This is a genomic window from Herbidospora galbida (assembly GCF_005233835.1).
In the GTDB taxonomy this organism is placed as follows: Bacteria; Actinomycetota; Actinomycetes; order Streptosporangiales; family Streptosporangiaceae; genus Herbidospora; species Herbidospora galbida.
In genome coordinates, this window is sequence record NZ_SZQA01000030.1 from 69,793 (window position 1) to 92,822 (window position 23,030).

Here is a 23,030-nt window from a genome sequence, read left to right on the forward strand (position 1 = left end):
GCTCCCCGGGCCTCCCTGAGATGCCGGCCTGTGCTGGATTTGCCAGCTTCCTCTCAGGGCCGACTCAACGGCCTCATATTCCGGGGGCCTTCGATGGGACCCGTGCCGAAGACCGTCATCGCCGCCCTGACCGCGGCCCTGCTCCTGTCTCTGACCGCCTGTGGCGGCACCAAGGAGACCGCCGCCGCCCCGGCACCCGTGCCGTCGGGCGGACCGGGCGATCGCACCGCCCTCGCCGAGTGCCTCAAGGAGCACGGGGTCTCCCTGCCCGAAGGCGGCTTCCGGAACAACGGTGGCCGGCCCGGCGAACGGCCCTCGGGCTCACCCGCCGGCGACGGCCAGTGGGGCACCCGCCCTTCGGGCGAGCCCAGGTCTCGGCCGTCAGGTTTCCCGTCCATGGACGACAAGACGCGGGAGGCCTTCCAGGCCTGTGGCGGTGGGCGGATGCAGATGGACGGCTCGGCCCTCAACGCCTTCCGTACCTGCATGAAGGACAACGGCGCGGAGGTGAAGAGCTTCCGGGACGTGAACCAGGAGGATCCGGCGATCAAGAAGGCGCTGGAGAAGTGCCGCCCCCTGATGCCGTCAGGCTCGTAAGGCCTTTGCGGCGAATTGGCGTGTCTATCACGTTGCGCACGCTCCTTTGAGGGAAGTCGGACCATATGTCCGAAGGGTTGGCGACCGCGCTGAAAAGCCTGCGTGCGCAGCTCGGCCGCGACCTCTTCCCGCTCGCCATCGGGAACGTCGAAGCCGACCGCCACGCTCAGAAGGAGCTGACCGGGCAGCTCGACGACTACCTCATCCCGCGCCTGGCCGCGATCGACGCGCCTCTGCTGGCCGTCGTCGGCGGCTCCACCGGAGCCGGGAAGTCGACCCTGGTCAACTCCCTCGTCCAGGACGACGTCACCGCCCCGGGCGTGCTGCGCCCGACCACGCTGGCCCCGACCCTGGTGGCCAGCACGGCCGACGCCGCCTGGTTCACCTCCGCGCACGTGCTGCCCGGCATGCCCCGCTCGACCGGCGACGGCCAGCAGCCCGGCACCCTCAGGATCGTCACCTCCCCGTTGATCCAGCCCGGCCTGGCCCTGCTCGACGCCCCCGACATCGACTCGGTGGTCACCGCCAACCGCGAGCTCGCCGCCCAGCTCCTCGCGGCCGCCGACCTGTGGCTGTTCGTCACGACCGCCAGCCGGTACGCCGACGAGGTCCCCTGGGGCTTCCTGCGGATCGCCAGTGAACGCAGCACGGCGATGGCCGTGATCCTCCAGCGGGTGCCCGAGGAGGCCCGCGTGCCGGTCGCGGCCGACCTGCGCCGCCTGCTCAAGGAGAACGGCCTGGCCGGCACCCCGCTGTTCGAGGTGCCGGAGCTGCCGCTGCCGAGCGAACGCGCCCGGCTGCCCGAGATGGCGGTCCGGCCGATCAAGAAGTGGCTCGACGGCCTCTCGGCCGACCACGAGGCCCGCGCCGACGTGGTCCGCCGGACCCTGAGCGGCGCGCTCGACAGCCTGTCGGTCCGGGTCCCGGCCCTGGCCGAGGCCGCCGAGCGCCAGCTGCTCGGCGCGAACGAACTGCGCGGCCTGGTCGAGAAGGGCTACGACGTCGGCATGGCCGACTTCGACGAGGCCATGCGCGACGGCACCCTGCTGCGCGGCGAGGTGCTGAACCGCTGGCAGGACTTCGTCGGCACCGGCGACTTCATGCGCTCCCTGGAGACCCGGGTGGGCTGGCTGCGCGACAAGGTGGTGGCCGCCTTCACCGGGCGTCCGGCCCCCGACAAGCGCCTCAGGGTGGCCCTGGAGAGCGGCGTCGAGTCGCTGATCAGGGCCACCGCCGACGGTTCGGCCGAACGTTCCGTGGACGCGTGGCTCTCCACTCCGCAGGGTCGTGACCTGCTGGAACGTACCGGAATCGAAACCGCGGGAAAACTCGGCCGGGTGTCGGCCGACCTGCCGCCGAAGGCCGCCAAGGCGGTCCGCGACTGGCAGGGCTACGTGCTCGACCTCGTGCGCGAGGAGGGCGCCGACAAGCGCAGCATGGCCAGGGCGGCCTCGTTCGGGGTGAACGGCCTGGGCCTGCTGATCATGCTGACGGTGTTCGCGTCGACGGGCGGCCTGACCGGCATCGAGATCGGCGTCGCCGGCGGCACCACCGTCCTGAGCCAGAAACTCCTGGAGGCGGTCTTCGGCGACCAGGCCGTCCGCCGCCTCACCGACGCCGCCCGCGCCAACCTCCGGCAGCGGGTCAGGGACCTGTTCGACGAGGAGGCCCGGCGCTTCTACACGCTGCTCGAAGGCATGGAGTCCACCGACACCCACGCCCTGCGGGCCGCCGCCGACGCCGTCGAACAGCGCAAGACCGACTTCCCGGGCGGTGCCGCGTGAAGCTCCTGCGGCGCCGCTCCCACATCTCTCTGGACGACCGCCTCAAGGCCCTCGGCGCCGCCGCCGACCTGGCCGACGGCAGGGTCGCGAGGGAGCCGGTCGACCACGCCCGCGCCGTCGTCGCCCGAGCCGGCGCCCGCGCGGGCCTCTCGGTCGACCACACGGCGGTCGCCCTGGCCGGCGCGACCGGCAGCGGCAAGTCGTCGCTGTTCAACGTGCTGGCCGGCGGCGACGTGGCGACGGTCGGGGTGACCCGCCCGACCACCTCCAAGGCCCAGGGCGCCCTGTGGTCGCCGGAGGGTTCGGGTCCGCTGCTCGACTGGCTCGACGTGCCCACCCGGCACGTCGTCCACTCCGACGACCTGGCCGGGCTGATCCTGCTCGACCTGCCCGACCACGACAGCATCGAGCTCTCCCACCGGCTGGAGGTCGACCGCCTGGTCGCCGTCGTCGACCAGCTCGTCTGGGTCATGGACCCCCAGAAGTACGCCGACGCCGCCATCCACGAGCGCTACCTGCGACCGCTGGCCAGGCACGCCGACGTGACCCTGGTCGTCCTGAACCAGGTCGACCGCCTGCCCCCGGCCGCCGTCCGGCGCTGCCTCGACGACCTGCGCCGCCTGCTGGCCGAAGACGGCCTGCGCGACGTGCCGATCCTGCCCGTGTCGACGGTGACGGGAGAGGGCGTACAGGAGCTGAAAGACCTGCTCACCGAGCTGGTCAGCCGTCGCCACGCGTGGTCGTCGCGGCTGGAGGCCGACACGGCCGAAGCCGCCGACCACCTGATCGCCGCCTCCGGCGGCCTGCCCGCCACCGACCTGCGCACCCCCGACCACGACGCCTTGGACGAAGCCCTGTCCGAAGCGGCCGGCGTCCCCCTGGTGGTCGGGGCGGTGGCCAAGGCCCACCGGCACCGCGCGGTCGCCGCGATGGGCTGGCCGGTGACCCGCTGGCTCCGCCGCTTCCGCCCCGACCCCCTGCGCCGCCTGCACCTGCAGCGCCCCACGACCGGCCGCACCTCCCTGCCGCACGCGTCGGCGATCCAGACCTCGCAGATGGACTCGGCGGTCAGAGCGGTCGGCCTGGAAGCGGCCGAAGGCGTCCCGGAGCCGTGGGCGGCCGCGATCCGCCGCTCGGCCCGCGAACACCACGACACCCTGGCTGACGCCCTGGACCGCGCGGTGGCCGGCAGCGACCTCGGCATGGAACGCCGCCCGCTGTGGTGGCGCGCGGTCAACGCCCTCCAATGGCTGCTGTTCGCGACGCTCCTGGTGGGGCTGGGCTGGCTGGTGGTCCTGTACGCCCTGGGCTTCCTGCAACTGCCGAGCCTCTACACGCCGACCGCCGGAGACGTGCCGTGGCCGACGACGCTGCTGGTCGGGGCGGCGGTCATCGGGGTGGTGGTGGCCCTGCTGACGCGGGGCCTGGCCTGGATCGGCAGCCGCAGGAAGGCCCGCAAGTCGGCCAGAGTCCTGCGCCAGAACATCTCCGACGTGGCCGACCGAATGATCATCAAGCCGATCGACCACGAACAGACCCGCTACGTCACCTTCGTCAAGCAGGCCAAGACGGCGCGCAGCTAATTCTGGCGAACTTAGCAGCTAATTAGCTGCTAATCTGAGCGGAATTAGCAGCTAGCGCTGGAGGGCCGGATGCGTATACCGAAGCCGCCGCCCTCGGTGGGGGCGATCCTCGACTCGCTTCCAGAAGGCCGCCTGCTCGCGTTGATCTCCAAAGGCGTGTCGATCGCGAACGACCGCTACCTGCCGTGGGATGAGTTTCGTCGTCGCCCCGTTCCTGACGGGGTGACAGTCGAGGAGTGGTGGGCCGCGACCAAGCTCGCCCGCGCGGGGGTCCGTCGCATCCTGCCGCTGCAGTTCGAGAAAGGCGTCTGGTTCGGGTACGCCCTACCCGACGAGGTGCTCCGGGGCATCGAGAACGTGGCCAAGCACACCAGCGGCCGCATCGGGGTGCCTGAACCCGTCACGCATGACGCGCCGACCCGTGACCAGTACGTCGTCAACTCGCTGATCGAGGAGGCCATCACATCCTCCCAGTTGGAGGGGGCGTCGACGACCTACCAGGTCGCGAAGGCCATGCTGCGGACGGGCCGTAGTGCGCGCACTCATGACGAGTTGATGATCCTCAACAACTATCGAGCCATGCGTCGGGTCGGCGAACTGCGCAAAGAGAAGCTGACTCCGGCGCTGATCGCCGAAATCCACCGCATCGTCACGGAAGGGACCCTCGACGACCCCGCGACGGCAGGTCGACTGCAGTTGCCGGGCGAAGAGCGGGTCGTCGTCAGCGACATGGAGGGCAACATCCTCCACACGCCGCCTCCGGCGGATGAGTTGCCGCAGCGGATGGAAGCGCTGTGCGCCTTCGCCAACGGAGAGAGCGGTACTTCCTATGTGCCGCCGGTCGTGCGGGCGATCGTGCTGCACTTCATGCTGTCCTACGACCACCCGTTCGTCGACGGCAACGGCCGCACCGCCCGCGTCCTCTTCTACTGGTCGATGCTGAACCAGGACTACTGGCTGACCGAGTTCCTGTCGATCTCCCGCCTGATCAAACGGGGGCAGGCTCAATACGGCCGCAGCTTCCTCCACTGTGAGCAGGACGCGGGCGACCTGACCTACTTCATCGCCGCCCAGCTCGGCATCATCAGTCAGGCCATCACCGACCTGCACGAATACCTCGACCGGAAGGTCCGGCAGACCCGCGATCTACAGCGGGCGGTGGCCGGGCTCGCCGGACACTTCAATCACCGTCAGATCGCGCTCCTCCAAAACGCGATCAAGAGATCAGACGCCCGCTACACGGTGGCGTCGCACTCGAGAAGCCACAACGTGACCGCGCAGACGGCCCGAACCGACCTGCAGGGACTGGAGACGCGCGGCCTTCTCACGAAGATCCCCGAAGGCCGCGGATTCGCCTGGTTGGCGGTCCGTGACCTTCGGCAAGTCCTCGGTCTCGGCGGTTAGGCGCGGTCGCGTGACCGGTTGAGGTCGCCCAGGGGGTCGGGCACCGCCTTGCCGCGCTCGATCGACCTCGGCAGTGAATCGGCCTCCGCCTCCGCCTTGGCCTCGGCCGCCGCGGCCTCCGCCTCGCGGACCGCCTCCGAACCGGCCGGCCGGTCGCGTTCGGGCTGTTCGCGGGTGGCGGCCGACTGCGGCAGGGCCTCGGTGAAGGCCTTCGACACGCCCTGCAGGGCCGACGTGACCTCCGAGGGGATCACCCAGAACGTGTTCCCGGGGCCGGACGCGAGCTGCGGCAGCATCTGGAGGTACTGGTAGGCCAGCAGCTTCGGGTCGGGGTCGTTGCGGTGGACGGCCTGGAAGACCTCGTCGATCGCCTGCGACTGGCCCTCGGCCTTGAGGATCTGGCTGGTGCGTTCGCCTTCGGCGCGCAGGATGGCGCTCTGCTTCTCGCCCTCGGCGGTCAGGATCTGCGACTGCCGCAGGCCCTCGGCCGTCAGGATGGCGGCGCGCTTGTCGCGTTCGGCGCGCATCTGCTTCTCCATCGCCTCCTTGATGGTCTTGGGAGGGTCGATGGCCTTGATCTCCACCCGGTTGACCCGGATGCCCCACTTGCCGGTCGCCTCGTCGAGCACGCCCCGCAGCTGGCTGTTGATGGTGTCTCTGCTGGTCAGCGTCTTCTCCAGGTCCATGCCGCCGACCACGTTGCGCAGCGTCGTCACGGTCAGCTGCTCGACGCCCTGGATGAAGTTCGCGATCTCGTACGCCGCCGCCCTCGGGTCGGTCACCTGGAAGTACAGGACCGTGTCGATGTCGACGACCAGGTTGTCCTCGGTGATCACGGGCTGGGGCTTGAAGCTGACGACCTGTTCGCGCAGGTCGATCAGCGGGCGCACACGGTCGATGTAGGGGATCACGAAGTTCAGGCCGGGATCGAGGGTGCGGCTGTAGCGGCCCAGGCGCTCGACGTTGGCGGCGCGCGCCTGGGGGACGATCCGTACCGTCCGGAAGACCGTGACGACCGCGAACATCGCGACCAGGATCAGGATGACGAGCAGGGCGACTTCCATGGTCACTCCCGTGGATAGACGAGAGCGGTGGCGCCCTCGATCTCGAACACGTCGACGGTGGTCCCCACGGGGATGACGAGGGTCTCGTCATAGGCGCGGGCCGACCACTCCTCGCCGCCGATCTTGACCCGGCCGCCTCGGCCGGTGACCTCGTGGGTCACGTACGCCGACTTGCCGACCAGGGCTGAGACGCCGAACCTCTGGGCGGGCGCCTGCTTCAGATGCCGCATCGCCAGGGGGCGCAGACCGAGCAGGCCGCCGCCGGACGCCAGGACGAACACCAGCAGTTGCAGGCCGGGCGGCAGCCCGATCGCGGCCACGCCCGCTGTCAGCAGCGCCGCGACCGAGATGATCCCCATGGCGGCGGTGAGCGTGAAGAGCTCGGCGATTCCCAGTGCCGCCGCCAGGATCAACCACACGATCCACGAGTCCATTGCACCGCCCTATCGATAGGGGGTTCCTAATATCAACCTACCTGTCAGGAAGCGAGAGCGCTGCCCGCCTTCCACGCGTTCCAGGTAAGTTGCCAGAATCCCCACCCGTTGGCCGGTTCGAGTGGTCTGTCGGTGCCGACGATCACCACGGGATCTCCCCGCAGCGAGTTGTCGAAGAACCATTTCGCCTTGTCGGGGCGGGCGTTCACGCAGCCGTGGCTGACGTTCAGCCGGCCCTGCGCCCACGTGTTGTCCTTGGCGTGGACGTACTCGCCGCTGTTGGAGATGCGGACGGCGTGGTCGATCATCAGGTCGTAGTACTCGGGGTCGCCCGGCTTGCGGCGCGGGGAGACCATGCGGACCTTCTCCTTCTTCTCCATCGTCAGGTGGACGCCGCTGGTCGTGGTGTATTCCTTGGTCGTGGCCATGCCGGCGCTGATCGCCATCTCCTGGGCGAGCAGGCCGTCGCGGTGGACGGTCATGCGGTGGTTGGCCGTGTCGATGTGACTGCTCATGCTGCGGCCGACGACGAAGGTGGCCGAGGGGTCGGTGGTGCCGTACACGCCCGGAGCGAAGCGCAGACCCGTCAGGTGGGCGGTGAAGCGGACCCGTGTGCCGGGCTGCCAATAGGAGCGGGGGCGCCAGACGGCCTGGGTGTCGGAGAACCAGTGCCAGCCGCCCTCGACGGGGCGGTCGGGGACGACCTCGAAGGCGCGCTCGACCGCCGCGCGGTCGGGGACGGGGACCTTGAACTCGACCACGATCGGCATGCCGACGCCGACGGTCTCCCCCGGGAGCGGGTCGACCTTGGGCGGGGTGGCCGGGGTGGCCGTCAGGGTGCGGAACCGGCCGCTGACGCGGCGGTCGGTGGTGACGGCGGTGACGAGGTGGTCGGTGCCGGGGCGCAGCGACCACGACGAGCGCCACTCGGTGCGGTTGTGGTGGTACCTGCCCAGGACGGGGAGGCCGGCCGCGGTCACGGTGACCGATCTCAGCGTGCCGCCGAGGGCCTTGATCGTCAGGCCCCGGTCGGGGACCGCCCTCTTCTCGCCCAGCGCTGGGGAGATCGCGACGCCGATGGGCGTCAGGGCGGTCACGGGCGAACAACCGAGAAGTGTCATCAGGGCCGTGAGCAGGCAGAAGAGGCGCGGCACCGCGCCAACGCTACCGAACGGTAGCGGGCAGGATACGCCCGGTTACCTCCCCGAGGGACAGCCCTGACGGGGTCGTGGCGGTGATGGTGACCTCGTCGCCGTCTTCGAGGAACGACTGGCCGCTCTTCATGGGCCGGGCGCCGTTCCACGTGAGCTCGATGAGCGATCCGGGGGAGTCCTCGCCCGAGACGGTGCCGCTGGCGTAGAGGTCGCCGGTGCGCAGGGAGGCGCCGTTGACGGTCATGTGGGCGAGCATCTGGTCGGGGGTCCAGTACATGTCGCGGTAGGGCGGGGTGGAGACCACCTCGCCGTTCAGCCGCACCTCCAGGGCGAGGTCGAGCCCCCATTCGGCGTTGCGCCGCAGGTAGTCGAGCGGAGCCGGGTCCTGCTCGCGGCCTCCGACGCGGGCGTGGTCGAGAGCGTCGAGCGGGGTCACCCAGGCGGAGATCGAGGTGGCGAACGACTTGCCGAGGAAGGGGCCGAGGGGGACGTACTCCCAGGCCTGGATGTCGCGGGCGCTCCAGTCGTTGACCAGCACGACCCCGAAGACGTGCTCGTCGAACGCGCCCGCCGGTCGGCACAGCTCGCTGCCCGCGCCGACCACGAAGCCCACTTCGGCCTCGATGTCGAGCTTGGCCGACGGGCCGAACGACGGCCGCTGGCCGCAGGGGCGGCGGATCTCGGTGCCGGAGACGACGACCGTGCCGGCCCGCCCGTGGTAGCCGACCGGGAGGTGCCGCCAGTTGGGCTTCAGCGGCTCCTCGTCGGGGCGGAACATGCGGCCCAGGTTGGAGGCGTGTTCGAGGGAGGCGTAGAAGTCGACGTAGTCGGCCACGTCGATGGGGAGGTGGAGCCGTACCCGGTCGAGCGGGATCAGGTGCTCGGCGCCGCGGTCGTCGGCGAGCAGATCCTGTACGCGGCCCCGCGTGGCCCGCCACGCGCCGCGCCCCCGGGCCATGAACGGGTTGAGGGTCGGCTCCCGGAACACGTCGTCGCCGAGCAGGGGTGCCAGATCGAGGACCTGGTCTTCCAGCCGCACCCCGACCCGGGGTTTCCCTCCGTCGACGGAGAACACGCCATAGGGGAGGTTGTCGAGTCCGAAACTCACGCGTCTTCTCCGATCAGGCCGAGTTCCCGCAGGTCCTTGAGGGGTTGGGCGGTGCTGCAGGAGCCGTGGGAGACGAGGGTCTCCCTCGTCTTCAGAGCCTCTTCCCTCGGTACGGCCACCGCCGCCCGCGCCAGCCCGTCGGCGTCGACCGACTCCAGGATCGGCAGCGGGTCGCCGCCGTGGAGGGCGGCGTGGGTGGCCAGCAGCAGGTTGAGGAACCCGTGACGCCAGACGCCCAGCGTGGTGTCGTAGTGGCGGACCGCGTGGTGCAGCCCGGCGGTCGCCTTGAACGGGATCCCGTTCCGGGCGCAGAACGTGATGAACCGGGCGACCTCCTCGGGCGACGGGAACGCCTCCCGGGTCGGCCCGCCGCACCTGATCTTGAACCCGGCCTGGCCGTGGTCGTGGTGCGGATGGGCGACGGCGTCGATCCCGTCGAGCTCGTCGGCGGTGACCTCGACGAACAGCCGGGCGCCGGTGCGGGGCACGGGCTTGCCGAGCCGCACCTCGATGAAGTCGGGATCACCCAGGTCGGCGAGCGGATCGTCCACGATCACCCCGATCTTCCCGGGCCGGGGCGCGGTGATCTCGTGGAGGCGGCTGGCCAGGCAGAGGAACCGGTGGGTGAGCACCTCGCTCCCGGTGGCGCGGTCGGCCTCGTGGCGGGCCAGCGCGTCGGCCATGGGCAGCGAAGTCGGCGGAAACAGCCCCGCGTCGTCGACGAGGGCCGCGAACAGCGGGTTCACCGGGCCCAGGTCCAGGCGTAGTCGCCGTCTTCGCAGGCCAGCGCGCCCGGTCCGAGGTCGAGCGGCCGGAAGGTGTCGATCATCACGGCCAGCTCGGAGGTCTGGGTCGCCCCCGAGGCGATGACCGCCTCGACCGCGCCCGGCTGCGGCCCGTGGGTGAACCCGGCCGGGTGCAGCGACACCGACCCGACGTCGATGCCCGAGCCCGCGCGCGCCGAGTAGTCGCCGCCGACGTAGAACATGAACTCGTCGGAGTCGACGTTGTGGTGGTTGTACGGGATCGGCACCGCCTCCGGGTGGAAGTCGAGCGGCCGGGGGCAGAACGAGCAGATGACGAAGCCCGGCCCCTCGAACGTCTGGTGCACGGGCGGCGGCGCGTGGGTCTTCTTCACCACGGGCTCGAAGTCGTCGATGTTGAACACGTACGGGTAGAGGCACCCGTCCCAGCCGACCACGTCGAACGGGTGGTTGCGGTAGGTGAGCCGGGTCAGCCCGCCACGGGTCCGGACCAGGACCGGGACGTCCTCCCCTTCGACGATCAGCGGCTCCGTGGGGGCCCGCAGGTCGCGCTCGGAGTAGGGGGCGTGCTCCAGGAACTGGCCGGACTGCGACAGGTAGCGCTTCGGCGGCCGGATGTGCCCGGAGGCCTCGATCGTGAGGGCCTCGACGCGGCCCGAGGGCACCCAGCGGTGGATGGTCCCGGTCGGGATGACGACGTAGTCGCCTTCGCCGACGTCGAGCGCCCCGTAGGCCGACTCGAAGCGCGCCCGCCCCGACTTGACGTAGACGCACTCGTCGGCCATCGAGTTGCGGTAGAGCTCACTGGGCCGGTCGGTGGCGGCGTAGCCGAGCCGGACGTCGCCGTTGCCCGCCAGGAGCCGCCGCCCCGAGACGAGGTCGCCTTCAGGGGCTAGGTCCTGCGTGCGGAAGTGGCGCGGCGACAGCGGCAGATTGGGTTCCAGGACGCCGTGGCCGCCGCTCACGGCCTCGGCCTTCGTGATGGCCGTGGGGGCGTAGCGGTGGTAGAGCAGCGAGGCGTCGGAGGAGAAGCCCTCCTCGCCCATCAGCTCTTCGGCGTAGAGCCCACCGTCCGGACGGCGGAACTGGACGTGACGTTTCCGGGGAACCTCTCCCACGGTGCGATAGTGCGGCATCGTCGCCTCCCTGTACGCATACCGGACGCTGACGTCCACTATACGTCAAGCGCCTCCCCGAGCTCCTTGGCGGCCTCCGACACGAGCGGCCCCGCGACCGAGACGTCGAGATCGCCGAACGAGATGATCCCGACCGACGCCTCCAGCCACTCGAGCCCCGTGATCGGCGCGGCCACACCACGGGCTCCCTCCTGAAGCTGCCCCTCGGTGGCCTGAATACGCGGCTTGCCCTCCCTCAGTGACAGGATCGCCAGCCCCGCGGCGCCCTTGGACAGCGGATGCCGGGAACCTGCCCGGTAGGCGACGTGCAGATTCGTCCACGACGGCTCGACCACCGCGATGGCCAGCCCCTCGCCGCCCTCGGCCACGGTCAGATGGGCGGTCGCCCCCGACGCCTCGGCCAGCCGCCGGAGCGCCGGCACGGCCGCCGCCATCAGCAGCGGCTGGACCGCCTGGGCCAGCTTGACCACCCCGAACCCGAGCAGCACCCGCCCGGCCGCGTCGCGCCGCGCGAACCCCTCGTTCTGCAGCGAGGCGATCAGCCGGTAGACGACGGGCCGGCTGACGTTCAGGGCGGCGGCCAGCTCCGTCGGCGTCAGCCCGCCCGGGGTCTCCGCGAGGAGACGGAGCAGCCTTAACCCGCGCTCAAGGGTCTGTGCCGACTCAACAGCCATGGGGACGATTATGAGACGGTGCAGAACGTGATTGTGGTGGGCGCGGGGATCTGGGGCGCGTCGCTGGCCCTCCGGCTGGCGGAGTCGGGCCGCCGGGTGACCCTGATCGAGCGTCTCGACGCAGACGACCCCCGCCGCGCCAGCGCCGGCGAGACCCGCCTGGTGCGCTCGGCCCACGGGACGTCGGAGTTCTATTCACAGATGGCCTGGGAGTCGACGCGCGAGTGGCTGGCCCTCAACGAGCGAGTGGGCGAGCAGATCTTCCTGCCGCAGGGGCTGATGTGGTTCGGCCGCGAGGCCGACGGCTGGGAGGTCCGCAGCGCCGAGGTCCTGAAAGACCTCGACATCCCCTGTACGTTGCTCGACCCCGCCGAGGCGGCGCTGTTCTACCCCGAGATGCGCCACGACGACCTGGCCACCGTCCTCTACGAGCCGGAGGCCGGCGTGGTCCGGGCCCGGCGCGCGACCGAGGTGGTGACGGGCCTGGCCCAGGACGCCGGGGTCACCCTGGTCAGGGGCACCGCCCGGCCCGCCGGGCGCGGGGTGGTCGTCGACGGGGAGCGGACGGGCGCCGACCAGGTCGTCTGGGCCTGCGGGGCCTGGCTGCCCGGCCTGTTCCACGGGCTGCCGATCACGGTCACCCGCCAGGACACCACCCACTTCGCCGCCGACTGGACCGGCGTGCCCGCGTTCTGCGACTACAGCGGCTCCGCCTACGGCCACGGCGACATCGACGGCCACGGCATGAAGATCACCAGCGACGTCGAGGGGGAGCCCGGGTTCGACCCCGAGTCGCCGCGCGGCGAGATCCTGGCGGCCAGCGAACAGCGGGCCCGCGACTACCTGGCCCGCCGGTTCCCGTCGCTGGCCGAGGTCCCGCTGGGCCTCACCCAGGTCTGCCAGTACGCCCTCACCCCCGACGCCGAGTGGGTCGTCGCCGAGATCGAAGACGGCGTGTGGGTGATGGGCGGCGACAGCGGCCACGGCTTCAAGCACGCCCCGGTCCTGGCGGCCCGGCTGACCTCGGTTCTGAACGGCGAGGCGGCCGTCGACCCCCGGTTCGGCCTCCACCCGAGGGAAAGCGCGCGCGGCCTGCGGACCAGCGGCGAGACGTGATCTACTGCCCGGCATGGCGGATTTCGGGGCGGCCGAGGAGATCGCGGTCGAAGGGGACACGCCGGGCGGGCAGGCCTCGGTGCTCGGCAAGATCGTCGTGGCCCTGCTGACCGCGGCGGTTCTGACGGCGTCGGCGGCCCCCGTCGCGCCCGCGGTCTCACCGGGCCTGGAGGGGGCGACCCCCATGGAGGCGCCCGAGGTCGACCTGGTCTGCGAGGGCGGCTGTCCCACCGGCGACGGAGGCGAGCTGGGCGACGAGACGTCGTCGTTCCCCGAGGGCTACCGGGAAGAAGACCAGGAGTGCACCGGTGAGGGCTGCGCCGTCGCCCCTTATGAGGCGGTCCTGATCGACCCCTTCCCGGTGGAAAGCCCGTGACGGAGGCGGCCGGAAGCGGGTGGCCGGCGCCGGATACGGCGCGGACCGGCGACGGCGGGCGGGGCCGGGGTGGGCGGAGCCGTAACGAAGAAAAACCGGGGTGAGCGCACGCACCCCGGTCGCGGAACCGATCGCCTAGCGGGACGACTCCAGCCAGGCGCCGAACTCCGACAGGTTGATCAGGCCGTCTCCGTCGCCGTCGACCTTGGCGATCACTGCGGCCGCGCCCGCCTCACCGAGGGGCTGGCCGAGCAGATCCGCCAGGCGGGTCAGCTCCTCGGCCGAGATGAGGCCGTCGCCGTCGGCGTCGACGAGGGCGAAGGTGGGAGCGTATTCGCTCATGAATTCCTCCTCAGATACGCGATCAGCACCCTAGCGGGATATCTCTGCCCAAGACCGGCGTAGCCTCGCATTCATGACGCGGATCCTCGTTGTCGACGACGAGCCTCAGCTGCTGCGGGCCCTGCGGATCAACCTGGCGGCCCGCGAATACGACGTGGCCGTGGCGGCCGACGGCGCCGCCGCGCTGCGCCTGGCGGCCGACTGGCACCCAGACCTCGTCGTCCTGGACCTCGGCCTGCCCGACCTCGACGGCGTGGAGGTCATCCACGGCCTGCGCGGCTGGACCAAGGTGCCGATCATCGTCCTGTCGGGCCGATCGGGCAGCCTCGACAAGGTCGGCGCCCTCGACGCGGGCGCCGACGACTACGTCACCAAGCCCTTCGGCATCGACGAACTCCTGGCCCGCATCCGCGCGGTCACCCGCCGCAGCGCCTCGACCGGCGCGGAACCCGTGACGGTGAAGATCGGCGACCACGTGGTCGACCTGTCCGACAAGACCATTTCAGGTGGTGTACGACTGACGCCCACCGAATGGCACCTCCTGGAGATCCTGGTCCGCAACCCCGGCAAACTCATCAGCCAGCGCCAGCTGCTGACCGAGGTCTGGGGCCCGGCGTACCTCAAGGAGACCCACTACCTGCGGCAGTACTTCGCCCAGCTCCGCCGCAAGCTGGAGTCCGACCCGGCGCACCCGATCCACCTGGTGACCGAACCGGGCATGGGCTACCGCTTCCAGCCCTAGACCCACGGGGAAACGCAAAGCCCGGCCGCGCCCAGGGGGGTTGGCGCGACCGGGCTTCGTCTCACCTCGCGGGGCCGCTCTCAGGGCGGCCCCGCGCGGGGTCAGCCGGCCGTGCAGGTGGGCACGGGGGCCGTGTTCGTGCCGTTCCAGGAGGCGAGGAAGCCGAAGGTGGCGGTGGCGCCCGCTCCCAGGTTGCCGTTGTAGCCCGCGTTGCGGACCGTCACCTGGGTGCCCGACTGGGTGTGGGAGCCGTTCCAGAGCTGGGTGATCTGCTGGCCGTTGGCGAAGGTCCACCTGACCGTCCACGCGCTGATCGCCGCGCTGCCCGCCTTGACGGTGACCTCGCCCTGGAAGCCGCCGCCCCACTGGGTGCCCGGCGTGTAGGTCGCCGTGCATCCCCCGGGCTGAGGCGAGGGCGAAGGGGAGGGGCTCGGCGACGGTGAAGGGCTCGGTGAGGGGCTCGGTGAGGGGCTCGGTGAGGGGCTCGGTGAGGGGCTCGGTGACGGTGAGGGGGTGGTGCCGTTGATGGCGGCGGTCAGGGCCGGGTACCAGGCGTTGGACATCTTCTGGTCGCCGGAGGCGTTCGGGTGGACGCCGTCGTAGGTGTCGGTGGCGGTGCTGAAGCCCGTCCACTGGTCGACGACCACGATCGGGGACTGGGCCGTGGTGCGGGCGGCGGCCCAGGCGGGGATCGCGTTGTTGAGGTTGATCGTCCGCTGGGCGCACTCGCCGCAGGTCGACGGGTTCATCGGGATGATCTTGGCGACCAGGATCTTCATCGCGGGGTTCTTGGCCCGCATCTGGGTGACCAGGGTCGAGTAGGCGTCGAGGATCTGCTGGGTCGAGCGGTTGCTCCAGACGTCGTTGGTGCCGAAGTGCATGAGCACGATGTCGGGGCTCGTGGCGTTCAGCCAGCCGACGAGCTGGTTCTGCGCCGCCACGTTGGTCACCAGGTAGCCGCCGTGGCCCTCGTTGTCGCCGTCGTAGCTCACTCCGCAGCCCTGCGGGCCGAGCGTGCCGACCATGTCGACCGAGGTGTAGCCCGTCTGCTGCAGGCGCTGCCACAGCAGGGCGCGCCAGCAGCCGGGCGAGCCGGTGATCGAGTCGCCCAGGGGCATGATCCGCACCGTGGCCGCCTCGGCGGGCCGCGTGACGAAGAACGCGGCGAGCAGCACCAGAGCCGCCACCAGGGCGCTCATCTTCGACGTCTTCACGGGCGGATGGTAAGAAGACCGGCCGCTCAGCTCCTAGAAACTTGTTCTGACCCAGGGCTCTGACCTGGGATGACGCATGTACGTTTCACATCAGGGCCGTCAGCTCGCCGACCGAGAGGGAGCCGGGCGGGCGGGACTCGCGGGCCGCCCGGTTCGCCTCGCGCTGCAGCATCGCGTTCACCGGGGTCGCCACCCCGTGGGCGCGGCCGAGCAGGACGATCTCGCCGTTGAGGTAGTCGGCCTCGATCGTGCCGCTGCCCTTGGCCAGGCTCTGCCATGACGAGCCGCCCGGCCGGGGCACGCCCTCGATCTCGCCGTGCTCGACCAGCCGCCCGCGCCGGGCGCGTTCCTCGTCGGGCGTGGTCACGTCGATGCCGGCGGCGGTCAGGACCGCGACGCCCTCTTCGCGGGCCCGCCCGGCCAGGTCGAGCCCGGCGGGGTCGGGGCCGGCCAGGGCCTCGACGGCGTTGCCGAGGTTGCCGAGGAGCTTGCCGTACTTCCAGCGCATGATCGCGGGGTCGGCCCACGAGGCGAAGCCGCTGCGGTCGAGGTCGGCGGCGATCGTCTCGGAGAGTTTATCCACACCCTGTGGATAACGTCCGACGGAGAGCATGCCGGACTTGGGAGTGCCGTAGGCGACGATCGTGCCGGGCTCCAGGTGCAGGGCGGGCATCCAGACCAGCATTCCGTAGACGTCGGCGAACAGGCGCAGGGCGAGGCGCTCGTTTTCGACGGCGTTCTGCGCGCAGACCACCGGCAGGCCGTCGGCGTGCGGGGCCCACGCCGCCAGGGCCGCCGCGGTGTCCTGCGTCTTGGTGGCGACGATCAGCACGTCGTCCTCGCGCAGTTCGAGATCGGCCGGGCCGCCCACGGCGGGGATCCGAAGTGTTTCCGTTCCGTTGGGGGTGATGAAACGCAGCCCGGTTGAGCGGAGCGCGGCCAGATGAGACCCTCGGGCGGACAATATGACGTCGTGGCCGGACTGGAAGAGGCGGGCGCCGATGGTGCCCCCGATGCCGCCGGCCCCGATGATGACGTAGCGCATATGCCCGATTCTGCCAACGTGACCGTGGACTGTTGACTTCGGCGGATTTCGGGTCACCCAATATGCTGCCTGAACGAAACTGCGGACCGCACGGAAGGAAGGCTCATGTACAAGGAGTTCGCGATCGAGGTCGTCGTCTGGCTGATCCCGGTCGTCATCCTGCTGGGCCTCGCCTGGCTGGTCACCGCGACCGCTTAGGTCCCTAGCGCAACTCCAGCGCGAAGTCGCCCGCCGGGCAGCCCGAGAGCCGCCACCCGCCGGGCACCTGCCGGAACGCCACGCTGGAGATCCCCGAGGTCGTCACGACCGGGCGGGTCGGGCCCGGCGCCCAGACGTCGAGGTCGCACCGCCCGGTCCCCTTGGTTCCGGTCAGCCGCAGGTGGCGACGCTCCGGATCCGACCACAGCGAGGCGAGGCGGCCCGGCACCGCCCTCGGGTATGCCCTGCTCACGGCGTTGCTCACGGAGCGTGACGGTCCCCTTTCCGTGCCGGTCACGCAGTCGACGGTCATCAGGTTCCCGGCGATGGCCGGATCGGTCCCGGCCAGGTGCGGGTCGCCGCAGGCCTGCTTCCACACCCAGAAGGCGCCGCCGATCATGGCGCTGTCCTCCGCTTTCGCGTACGCCGCCAGCCGCCCCCCGCCCCACGCGCTGGTCCACAGGGGCGTGCCGTAGCGGTCGGCCATCCGGGCCGCGAGGGCGACCGCGCGGGCCGGGTCGATCGGCAGGTCGCCGGGCTTGACGGCCAGCACCAGGCGGGGGTCGGCGGCGAAGCCGGGCCAGGGCGCCCACAGCGGGCCCGGCTCGAAGAAGATCAGGTGCCGGTGGCCGCCCGCCGCGCGTTCGGCCTCCCTGATGGCGGCGACGGCGCGGGCGTAGAAGCGGCCGAGCGCGGCCGAGGAGGTCAGCGGCGGGGTCTCGCCGAGGCCGGGGCTGTTCATCAGGTCGAACCCGGCGACGGCGGTCGAGTCGGCGAACTCGCGGGCCAGCCGCCCCCAGGTCGCGACCAGCCGGGTCTGGACGCCGCCGCGGTCGGCGTAGAAGTCGCCGAAGGCCCGGTTGACCACCGGGGCCAGTTCCTTCACCAGGAACTGGCAGCGCTTGCTGCCGTCGAACGGGGTGGCCCAGCCGGGGGCGCCGTCCCAGCCGATCAGCGGGGTGGTGCCGGTCGGGCAGGTGGAGCCCATCGGGGCGACCACGCCCCGGCCCCAGGCGTCCTGGTGCAGGTCGATGACGGTGACCATGTCGTTGGCGGCGGCCTGGTCGACGGCCCGGCGGATGCGGGCCACATAACCGGCGTCGAGCGTGCCCGGCGTGGGTTCGAGCAGCGACCACGAGACGGCCAGCCGGACCACGGAGAAGCCCATCGCGGCCATCTGGCGGAAGTCGCCGTCGGTGAGGGGGCGCACGGTCTCCTTGGTCGAGTCGCCGCTCCAGTAGTCGACGAGCTGGTTCACCCCGACCCCGCGTAACAGCACCTGGCGGCCGTGGCCGTCGGTGATGGCCCGGTCGGGCAGCGCGGAGGCCTCCGGCGACAGCGTCATCGCCAGGGCCAGGGCGGGTACGGCCGCCTTCTTCCGTCCGGGCAGCAGGATCGTGGCCGTGGCGGCGAACAGCCCGATCACCGTGCCGTAGGAGGCCCCCACCGCCATCCTGATGAACAGGGCGAGCACCGGCCACAGGTCGCCCGAGACGGCGTCGGCGGGTCCGTACGCGAACAGCGCCGCCACACTCTGGGCGAAGCCCAGGAAGAGCCCCCCGCAGAGGCACGCGAGCCAGCACCCGACGAACCGGCCGGGCCCCGCGACCAGCCGCGCCGACGCGACGTGGACGACGGCGAGGAACACCGCGAGGCCGACCAGCCCGCCCACGACCCCGGCGCCGGCGGTCGGCGCGAAGAACCACCACCCGCCACCGAACGCGTAACCGACGGGCGAGTGCGTCCACCACCCGGAACCGAGCACGAGCAGCCCTCCGACGCCCGCGAACGCCGTCATCACCGTGAACTCCGGCACCGGCCGCCCCCAGACCCGCCGGGTGCGGCGTGTCACGATCCAAGCCGGGATCGCGGCGGGCCAGCAGAGGACGCCCAGGTAGACGCCGGTGAAGCCGGCGGCCCAGGCGGTGGTGAAGGGCCCCTCGCCCAGCGGAACGGTCCCGAGGAAGCGCCCCACCACGGCGGCCAGGACCAGCAGGCCCCAGGTGGCCAGGAAGCCCCGCCGCAGCAGGTAGGAGGCGCCGAAGAAGGCCGTCACGGTCAGCACGGCCTCGGCGCGGCCGGGGGCGAGCAGGCCCGTCGGGTCGGCCAGGTCCAAGGTCAGGAGCAGCCCGGCGAGCACGGCGGACCCGGCGCCCGCGGCGCGGAGGGCGGTGGGGTCCACGGTGACTAGACGGCGGGGCACCCCGTGATCCAACCAGCCCCACAGGCCTTCCGACTAGGGGTGTTCTCGCTGGTCAGATTGGCGCATTATGTCGCAAATGACGGCAAATTAGGACCGATCCAGGTATTTCGGTCAGGTGCCTACAAAAGTGTCACTCCACTGCAATCTTGATCATCGTCATTTGATCATGTGATACTGCGCCGGTGATGCCGAAGTTACGGCAAATCATCACAGGTGCGACATATAGCTAGTGAAGCGGAAAATCGGGAGGTAACCGGCACTCTTCGGACCGTCGAAACCGGTCGCCGTTCCTGGTCACGTACGCCCGATCTCTTGGACCGTTCAAGCGCTCCTCCGCCGGGGCGCTGACTGTGCTGCGCAAATCCTTCATTGTGGGGAGCACCGAGAAATGTCCGTCGAGACACCCGCGAGACCCGCCCGGCCCCCGCGCAACCTGCCGTTACGCCGGTTGCTGCCCATGGTCGTCAAAGCCCCGCTCGAAGGCCTGGCCGACGTGGCCAGAGACGCCCGAGGGGAGATCGTCCGGCTCGACGTCGGGCCGTTCCGGCCCTACCTGCTGAGCCACCCCGATCACCTCCAGCACGCGCTGCGCGGCGACTGGACCAGCTTTCTGCGCAAGGGCATGTTCTGGAAGCCCGTCGAGCGGCTGCTCGGCGACAGCGTCATCGGCGACGGGCCCGGCTGGGCGGCCAGCCGCAAGGTGCTCCAGCCGCTCTTCACCGCGCGCTACGTGGCCTCGCTGACCGACGACATGGCGGCCACGATCGACCAGGGTCTCGACGAGCTCACCCCGGACGTGCCGATCGACGCCATGGACGTGATGAACCGCATCGTCACCCGGGCGGTCGTCTCGGTGCTCTTCGGCGACCGGATCTCCCCCCGGGAGGCCGAGGTCCTCGGGCCGGCGTACACGACCGCGAACACGTCGCTGGGCTTCCGGATCGCGCTGCCGTTCGTGCCCGACCGGGTGCCGCTGCCCGGCGACAAGAAGTTCATGGGCGCCCGGCAGACCATCGACGACGTGATCTACCCGCTGATCAGGCAGGCCCGCAAGGAGAGGAGCGACGGGCCCGACATCATCTCGGCGCTCGTCCGCGCTCGCGACGACGAGGGTCGCGAGCTCACCGAGCTCAAACTCCGCGACGACCTGGCCAGCATCTACGGCGCCGCCACCGAGACCGCCGCGGTCGCGCTGACCTGGCTGTGGCCGATCCTGCACGGCCATCCCGACGTGGCGGCGCGACTCTACGCGGAGATCGACGAGGCCACCGGCGACGGGCCGGTCGGCGCGGACGCGCTGCCGAAGCTGCGCTACCTGGACATGGTGCTGCGCGAGACGATGCGCCTCTATCCGGCGGGCTGGGCCATGCCCCGCCTGGTGACCAGGACCCACGAGGTCGGCGGGGTCACCCTCAGGGCCGGGTCGCAGGTGCTCATCAGCCCGTACATCACCCATCGCCTGGACGAGTTCTGGCCCGACCCGCTGACCTTCGACCCCACCAGGTTCGAGGGCGACCGCGAGAAGCGGCACCGCTACTCCTACCTGCCGTTCGGCGCCGGGCCGCACCTGTGCCTCGGGCAGCACCTGTTCTTCATCGAGGCGCCGCTGCTGATCGCCGGGCTGCTGAAGCGGTTCCGGCCGGAGCTGGTCACCGAAGGGCCGTTCCCGGTGCAGCCCGCCGGAACGCTGCGCAGCCGCAAGAAGATCGAGCTGATCCTGCGCCGGGTGACCTCGTGATCGACGCCCACGCCGCCGGCCGGGTCAGCGGGCTGGCGGCGGGTTCCGCGCGCGATCTGACCGCCCGCGCCGCCGCCCACCCCGGCCTGTTCCCGGCCAAGCCGTTCGACGCGACCCTGTTCAACGCCGTCTCGCTGGCCAACGCGTTCGGCTCGCCCGACGCGACCGTGGCCGAGCTCAGGGTGGCCAACCGGCTGTCCCTGTGGATCTTCGCGGTCGACTGGCTGATCGACCACAGGGCGTCCCGGGCCGAAGAGGTCGACGCGATCGTCGGCGAGTGCCTCGCCGGGACCGTCGAAAGCCCGCTGACCGCCTTCCTCGGCGAGATCCGCGACGAGGTGGCCGACACCACCGGGCTGTTCGAGGCCGAACTGGCCCGGATGCTGCACGCCATGCGCCGCGAGTTCGCCTGGAAGGCGAGCGGGGAACTGCCGACGCTGGAGGCCTACCTCGACAACGCGGCCAACTTCGGCTCGACGTTCGTCAACGTCGCCCACTGGACCAGGAACGGGGTGGCCGACGTGCCCGGCCTGCTCCCGGCCAGCGACGAGGTGCAGAAGGTGCTGCGCCTGCTGAACGACCTGGCCACCCACCACCGCGACGTCAGCTGGGGCGACCTGAACGCGCTGATGCTCGGCCCGACCCCCGGCGAGGTCCGTGAGCGCATCGAGACCCTGGTCGGCACCGCCGGGAAGCTCATCGGCGACGGCCCCCAGGCCGACTACCTGGGCCGTCAGATCGGTTACAGCTCCGGCTTCTACGGCGTCGCCGACTACTGGGGGAGCCGGTGACCGCCGACGAACTCGTGCGCGACCTGATGTCGCGGCCGTGGGGCGACGTGTCGCCGTCGGTCTACGAGACCGGCCGCCTGGTCACGCTCGCGCCCTGGCTGGTGGGGCACGCCGAACGCGTCGAGTACCTGTGCGCCGAGCAGCGGCCCGACGGCGGCTGGGGTGCGCCCGACGGCTACGACCTGGTGCCCACCCTGTCGGCGACCGAAGGTCTGCTGTCCGCCGTCGACCGGGGGGATCCGGCGCCGCGCCGGGGCGATCCGAAGGCCGCCGCGCAGCGGGGCCTGGCCGTGCTGGCCCGCCGGCTGATCGACGAGCCGTGGCGGCCGCTGCCCGACATGCCGGCGATCGAGCTGATCGTGCCGCACCTGATCGGCCTGATCAACGCGCGTCTCGGCGACCCGGGCCTGCCGCTCCCGCCCGGCATGAGCACGGCCCCGCTCGGCCGAATTCGCGGCTGGTTGAAATCGGGTGCGCAAGTTCCAGAGAAATTGCTTCATGCTCTGGAAATAGCGGGAGATTCCGCCACTTTTGCGCAAACCGGCCTTACTTCTATTGGTACGGTCGGAGCATCCCCCGCCGCGACCGCGGCCTACCTCGGCGACCGGGGGCTCATGGACGCCGGCAACCCGGCCCGCCTGCACCTGGAGGCGGTGGCGAGGCGGTTCGGCGGACCGGTCCCGGTGGGCCTGCCGATCACCGTCTTCGAACGCGGCTGGGTGCTGAGCACGCTGGTCAGAGCCGGTGTGCCGGTCGATCCCCCGGCCGAGATGCTGGCCGATCTGGTGGCGGCCATCGGCCCCGTGGGCAGCCCGGCCGGCCCCGGCCTGCCGCCCGACTGCGACACCACCTCGGTGGCCCTCTACGCCCTGGGGCTGTTCGGGATCCCGTACGACCCCGAGTGCCTGCTGGCCTACGAACTCGACACCCACTTCTGCACCTGGCAGGGCGAGGAAGGGGCCTCCATCAGCACGAACGCCCACGTGCTGGACGCCCTGGGCCGCCACCTGACGCTGGTGCCGGACGCCCGCCGCTACCGCCCCCGGGCCGAGAAGGCCGCCGCGTGGCTCATCGCGAAACAGCTCCCCGACGGCTCGTGGCACGACCGCTGGCACGCCAGCCCCCTCTACGCCACCGCCTGCGCCGCCCTGGCCCTGCGCGAGTACGGCGGCAAGGCTGCGGAAGAGAGTGTGGCAAGGGCGCTGACCTGGACACTCGCCAGCCAGCGGGACGACGGATCGTGGGGCAGGTGGGCCGGCACGCCGGAGGAGACCGCCTACGCGTTGCAGATCTTACTGCTCGCCGGCGGCCCCCTGCACCGTGAGGCGGCGGCCCGGGGGCACGCCTTTCTGACCGACGAAGACGACGTCTCGGAATGGCCGCCGCTGTGGCACGACAAGGATCTGTACCTGCCCGTTTCCATCGTCAGAGCGGCCATGATCGCGGCGCGTCATCTCACGCGACGGAATGCAGCGGCCTATCTTCAGATATGAGTACATAAAGGGACACGTGTTGAGTGTGTTTCCCGGCATTGCTAAGGTTCCCCGGGGCGCTTGCGGCTTG

21 protein-coding genes are annotated in these 23,030 nt (G+C 71.1%); 10 read left to right on the forward strand and 11 right to left on the reverse strand.

The annotated features are described in order from the left end of the window. Positions 1–102 precede the first annotated feature (102 nt). The 4 genes from FDA94_RS27110 to FDA94_RS27125 all read left to right on the forward strand — a co-directional run bounded on the left by FDA94_RS27110 (position 103) and on the right by FDA94_RS27125 (position 5,368). Positions 103–597 carry a hypothetical protein gene (locus FDA94_RS27110; RefSeq protein WP_137249902.1) on the forward strand — a complete coding sequence of 165 codons (495 nt, stop codon included), beginning with the start codon at positions 103–105 and terminating at the stop codon, positions 595–597. A 65-nt stretch (positions 598–662) separates the two neighbouring features. After that, entirely contained in the window at positions 663–2,381 is a 1,719-nt protein-coding gene (locus FDA94_RS27115; RefSeq protein ID WP_137249903.1) for a P-loop NTPase family protein, read from the forward strand. Then, positions 2,378–3,964 carry a GTPase gene (locus FDA94_RS27120; RefSeq protein ID WP_137249904.1) on the forward strand — a complete coding sequence of 529 codons (1,587 nt, stop codon included), beginning with the start codon at positions 2,378–2,380 and terminating at the stop codon, positions 3,962–3,964. The genes FDA94_RS27115 and FDA94_RS27120 overlap by 4 nt, the downstream gene beginning before the upstream one ends. Positions 3,965–4,060: 96 nt before the next feature. Next, positions 4,061–5,368 carry a Fic family protein gene (locus tag FDA94_RS27125; protein WP_212735533.1) on the forward strand — a complete coding sequence of 436 codons (1,308 nt, stop codon included), beginning with the start codon at positions 4,061–4,063 and terminating at the stop codon, positions 5,366–5,368. On the opposite strand, the gene FDA94_RS27130 is transcribed toward FDA94_RS27125, so the two are convergent. Genes FDA94_RS27130 through FDA94_RS27160 form a run of 7 tightly spaced genes read right to left on the reverse strand, consistent with a single transcriptional unit; the run spans position 5,365 to position 11,702 of the window. Then, positions 5,365–6,432 (reverse strand): SPFH domain-containing protein, encoded by a 1,068-nt coding sequence (locus FDA94_RS27130; protein WP_170991145.1) that lies wholly within the window; start codon positions 6,430–6,432, stop codon positions 5,365–5,367. The genes FDA94_RS27125 and FDA94_RS27130 overlap by 4 nt on opposite strands. 2 nt (positions 6,433–6,434) lie before the next feature. Further along, the gene (locus FDA94_RS27135) at positions 6,435–6,866 is read right to left on the reverse strand and encodes an NfeD family protein (protein ID WP_137249907.1); all 432 of its coding nucleotides are present in this window, start codon (positions 6,864–6,866) and stop codon (positions 6,435–6,437) included. Between the two features lie 44 nt (positions 6,867–6,910). After that, positions 6,911–8,020 carry a L,D-transpeptidase gene (locus tag FDA94_RS27140; protein ID WP_246060177.1) on the reverse strand — a complete coding sequence of 370 codons (1,110 nt, stop codon included), beginning with the start codon at positions 8,018–8,020 and terminating at the stop codon, positions 6,911–6,913. Positions 8,021–8,030: 10 nt separating this feature from the next. Beyond that, a complete protein-coding gene (fahA, locus tag FDA94_RS27145) occupies positions 8,031–9,128 on the reverse strand; it encodes a fumarylacetoacetase (protein ID WP_137249908.1) in 1,098 nt (365 codons plus the stop codon). Beyond that, positions 9,125–9,874, reverse strand: coding sequence for a hypothetical protein (locus FDA94_RS27150; protein ID WP_246060178.1), 750 nt, complete (start codon positions 9,872–9,874; stop codon positions 9,125–9,127). The genes fahA and FDA94_RS27150 overlap by 4 nt, the downstream gene beginning before the upstream one ends. Further along, positions 9,871–11,028 (reverse strand): homogentisate 1,2-dioxygenase, encoded by a 1,158-nt coding sequence (locus FDA94_RS27155; protein WP_137249954.1) that lies wholly within the window; start codon positions 11,026–11,028, stop codon positions 9,871–9,873. Before FDA94_RS27155 ends, FDA94_RS27150 begins: the two co-directional genes overlap by 4 nt. 38 nt (positions 11,029–11,066) lie before the next feature. Next, entirely contained in the window at positions 11,067–11,702 is a 636-nt protein-coding gene (locus FDA94_RS27160; RefSeq protein ID WP_137249909.1) for a helix-turn-helix domain-containing protein, read from the reverse strand. 18 nt (positions 11,703–11,720) lie between these two features. Here FDA94_RS27160 and FDA94_RS27165 point away from each other — a divergent pair, with 18 nt between their 5' ends. Then, a complete protein-coding gene (locus FDA94_RS27165) occupies positions 11,721–12,818 on the forward strand; it encodes an NAD(P)/FAD-dependent oxidoreductase (RefSeq protein ID WP_170991146.1) in 1,098 nt (365 codons plus the stop codon). Positions 12,819–12,831: 13 nt separating this feature from the next. Next, on the forward strand, positions 12,832–13,194 hold the full coding sequence (locus FDA94_RS27170) for a hypothetical protein (protein WP_137249911.1): 363 nt from the start codon (positions 12,832–12,834) through the stop codon (positions 13,192–13,194). A gap of 135 nt (positions 13,195–13,329) precedes the next feature. On the opposite strand, the gene FDA94_RS27175 is transcribed toward FDA94_RS27170, so the two are convergent. After that, positions 13,330–13,536, reverse strand: a complete 207-nt coding sequence (locus tag FDA94_RS27175; RefSeq protein WP_062439771.1) for an EF-hand domain-containing protein — start codon at positions 13,534–13,536, stop codon at positions 13,330–13,332. 73 nt (positions 13,537–13,609) lie between these two features. Between FDA94_RS27175 and FDA94_RS27180 the strand changes: the two genes are divergently transcribed. Next, entirely contained in the window at positions 13,610–14,278 is a 669-nt protein-coding gene (locus FDA94_RS27180) for a response regulator (protein ID WP_137249912.1), read from the forward strand. A gap of 101 nt (positions 14,279–14,379) precedes the next feature. Here the strand turns inward: FDA94_RS27180 and FDA94_RS27185 are convergent, their stop codons facing one another. From FDA94_RS27185 to FDA94_RS27195, 3 genes are all read right to left on the reverse strand, one after another. Then, positions 14,380–15,492 carry a cellulose binding domain-containing protein gene (locus tag FDA94_RS27185; RefSeq protein ID WP_246060179.1) on the reverse strand — a complete coding sequence of 371 codons (1,113 nt, stop codon included), beginning with the start codon at positions 15,490–15,492 and terminating at the stop codon, positions 14,380–14,382. An 85-nt stretch (positions 15,493–15,577) separates the two neighbouring features. Next, positions 15,578–16,537: a ketopantoate reductase family protein gene (locus FDA94_RS27190; RefSeq protein WP_137249913.1), complete on the reverse strand. Its 960-nt coding sequence runs from the start codon at positions 16,535–16,537 to the stop codon at positions 15,578–15,580. 202 nt (positions 16,538–16,739) lie between these two features. Then, positions 16,740–18,917: a glycoside hydrolase family 5 protein gene (locus tag FDA94_RS27195; protein ID WP_137249914.1), complete on the reverse strand. Its 2,178-nt coding sequence runs from the start codon at positions 18,915–18,917 to the stop codon at positions 16,740–16,742. A 409-nt stretch (positions 18,918–19,326) separates the two neighbouring features. Between FDA94_RS27195 and FDA94_RS27200 the strand changes: the two genes are divergently transcribed. The 3 genes from FDA94_RS27200 to FDA94_RS27210 are packed head-to-tail and all read left to right on the forward strand — an operon-like array spanning position 19,327 to position 22,960. Further along, on the forward strand, positions 19,327–20,676 hold the full coding sequence (locus tag FDA94_RS27200; protein ID WP_137249915.1) for a cytochrome P450: 1,350 nt from the start codon (positions 19,327–19,329) through the stop codon (positions 20,674–20,676). Next, positions 20,673–21,467 (forward strand): terpene synthase family protein, encoded by a 795-nt coding sequence (locus tag FDA94_RS27205; RefSeq protein WP_137249916.1) that lies wholly within the window; start codon positions 20,673–20,675, stop codon positions 21,465–21,467. Before FDA94_RS27200 ends, FDA94_RS27205 begins: the two co-directional genes overlap by 4 nt. Further along, on the forward strand, positions 21,464–22,960 hold the full coding sequence (locus tag FDA94_RS27210) for a prenyltransferase/squalene oxidase repeat-containing protein (RefSeq protein ID WP_246060180.1): 1,497 nt from the start codon (positions 21,464–21,466) through the stop codon (positions 22,958–22,960). Before FDA94_RS27205 ends, FDA94_RS27210 begins: the two co-directional genes overlap by 4 nt. The last annotated feature ends 70 nt before the right edge of the window (positions 22,961–23,030 follow it).

What these genes read in the sequence shown, in the direction of transcription:
- FDA94_RS27175 (WP_062439771.1), bottom strand. Translation starts at nt 13,536, where the DNA reads ATGAGCGAATACGCTCCCACCTTCGCCCTCGTCGACGCCGACGGCGAC.
- FDA94_RS27180 (WP_137249912.1), top strand. Translation starts at nt 13,610, where the DNA reads ATGACGCGGATCCTCGTTGTCGACGACGAGCCTCAGCTGCTGCGGGCC.
- FDA94_RS27135 (WP_137249907.1), bottom strand. Translation starts at nt 6,866, where the DNA reads ATGGACTCGTGGATCGTGTGGTTGATCCTGGCGGCGGCACTGGGAATC.
- FDA94_RS27155 (WP_137249954.1), bottom strand. Translation starts at nt 11,028, where the DNA reads ATGCCGCACTATCGCACCGTGGGAGAGGTTCCCCGGAAACGTCACGTC.
- FDA94_RS27170 (WP_137249911.1), top strand. Translation starts at nt 12,832, where the DNA reads ATGGCGGATTTCGGGGCGGCCGAGGAGATCGCGGTCGAAGGGGACACG.
- FDA94_RS27115 (WP_137249903.1), top strand. Translation starts at nt 663, where the DNA reads ATGTCCGAAGGGTTGGCGACCGCGCTGAAAAGCCTGCGTGCGCAGCTC.
- FDA94_RS27200 (WP_137249915.1), top strand. Translation starts at nt 19,327, where the DNA reads ATGTCCGTCGAGACACCCGCGAGACCCGCCCGGCCCCCGCGCAACCTG.
- FDA94_RS27190 (WP_137249913.1), bottom strand. Translation starts at nt 16,537, where the DNA reads ATGCGCTACGTCATCATCGGGGCCGGCGGCATCGGGGGCACCATCGGC.
- FDA94_RS27160 (WP_137249909.1), bottom strand. Translation starts at nt 11,702, where the DNA reads ATGGCTGTTGAGTCGGCACAGACCCTTGAGCGCGGGTTAAGGCTGCTC.
- FDA94_RS27130 (WP_170991145.1), bottom strand. Translation starts at nt 6,432, where the DNA reads ATGGAAGTCGCCCTGCTCGTCATCCTGATCCTGGTCGCGATGTTCGCG.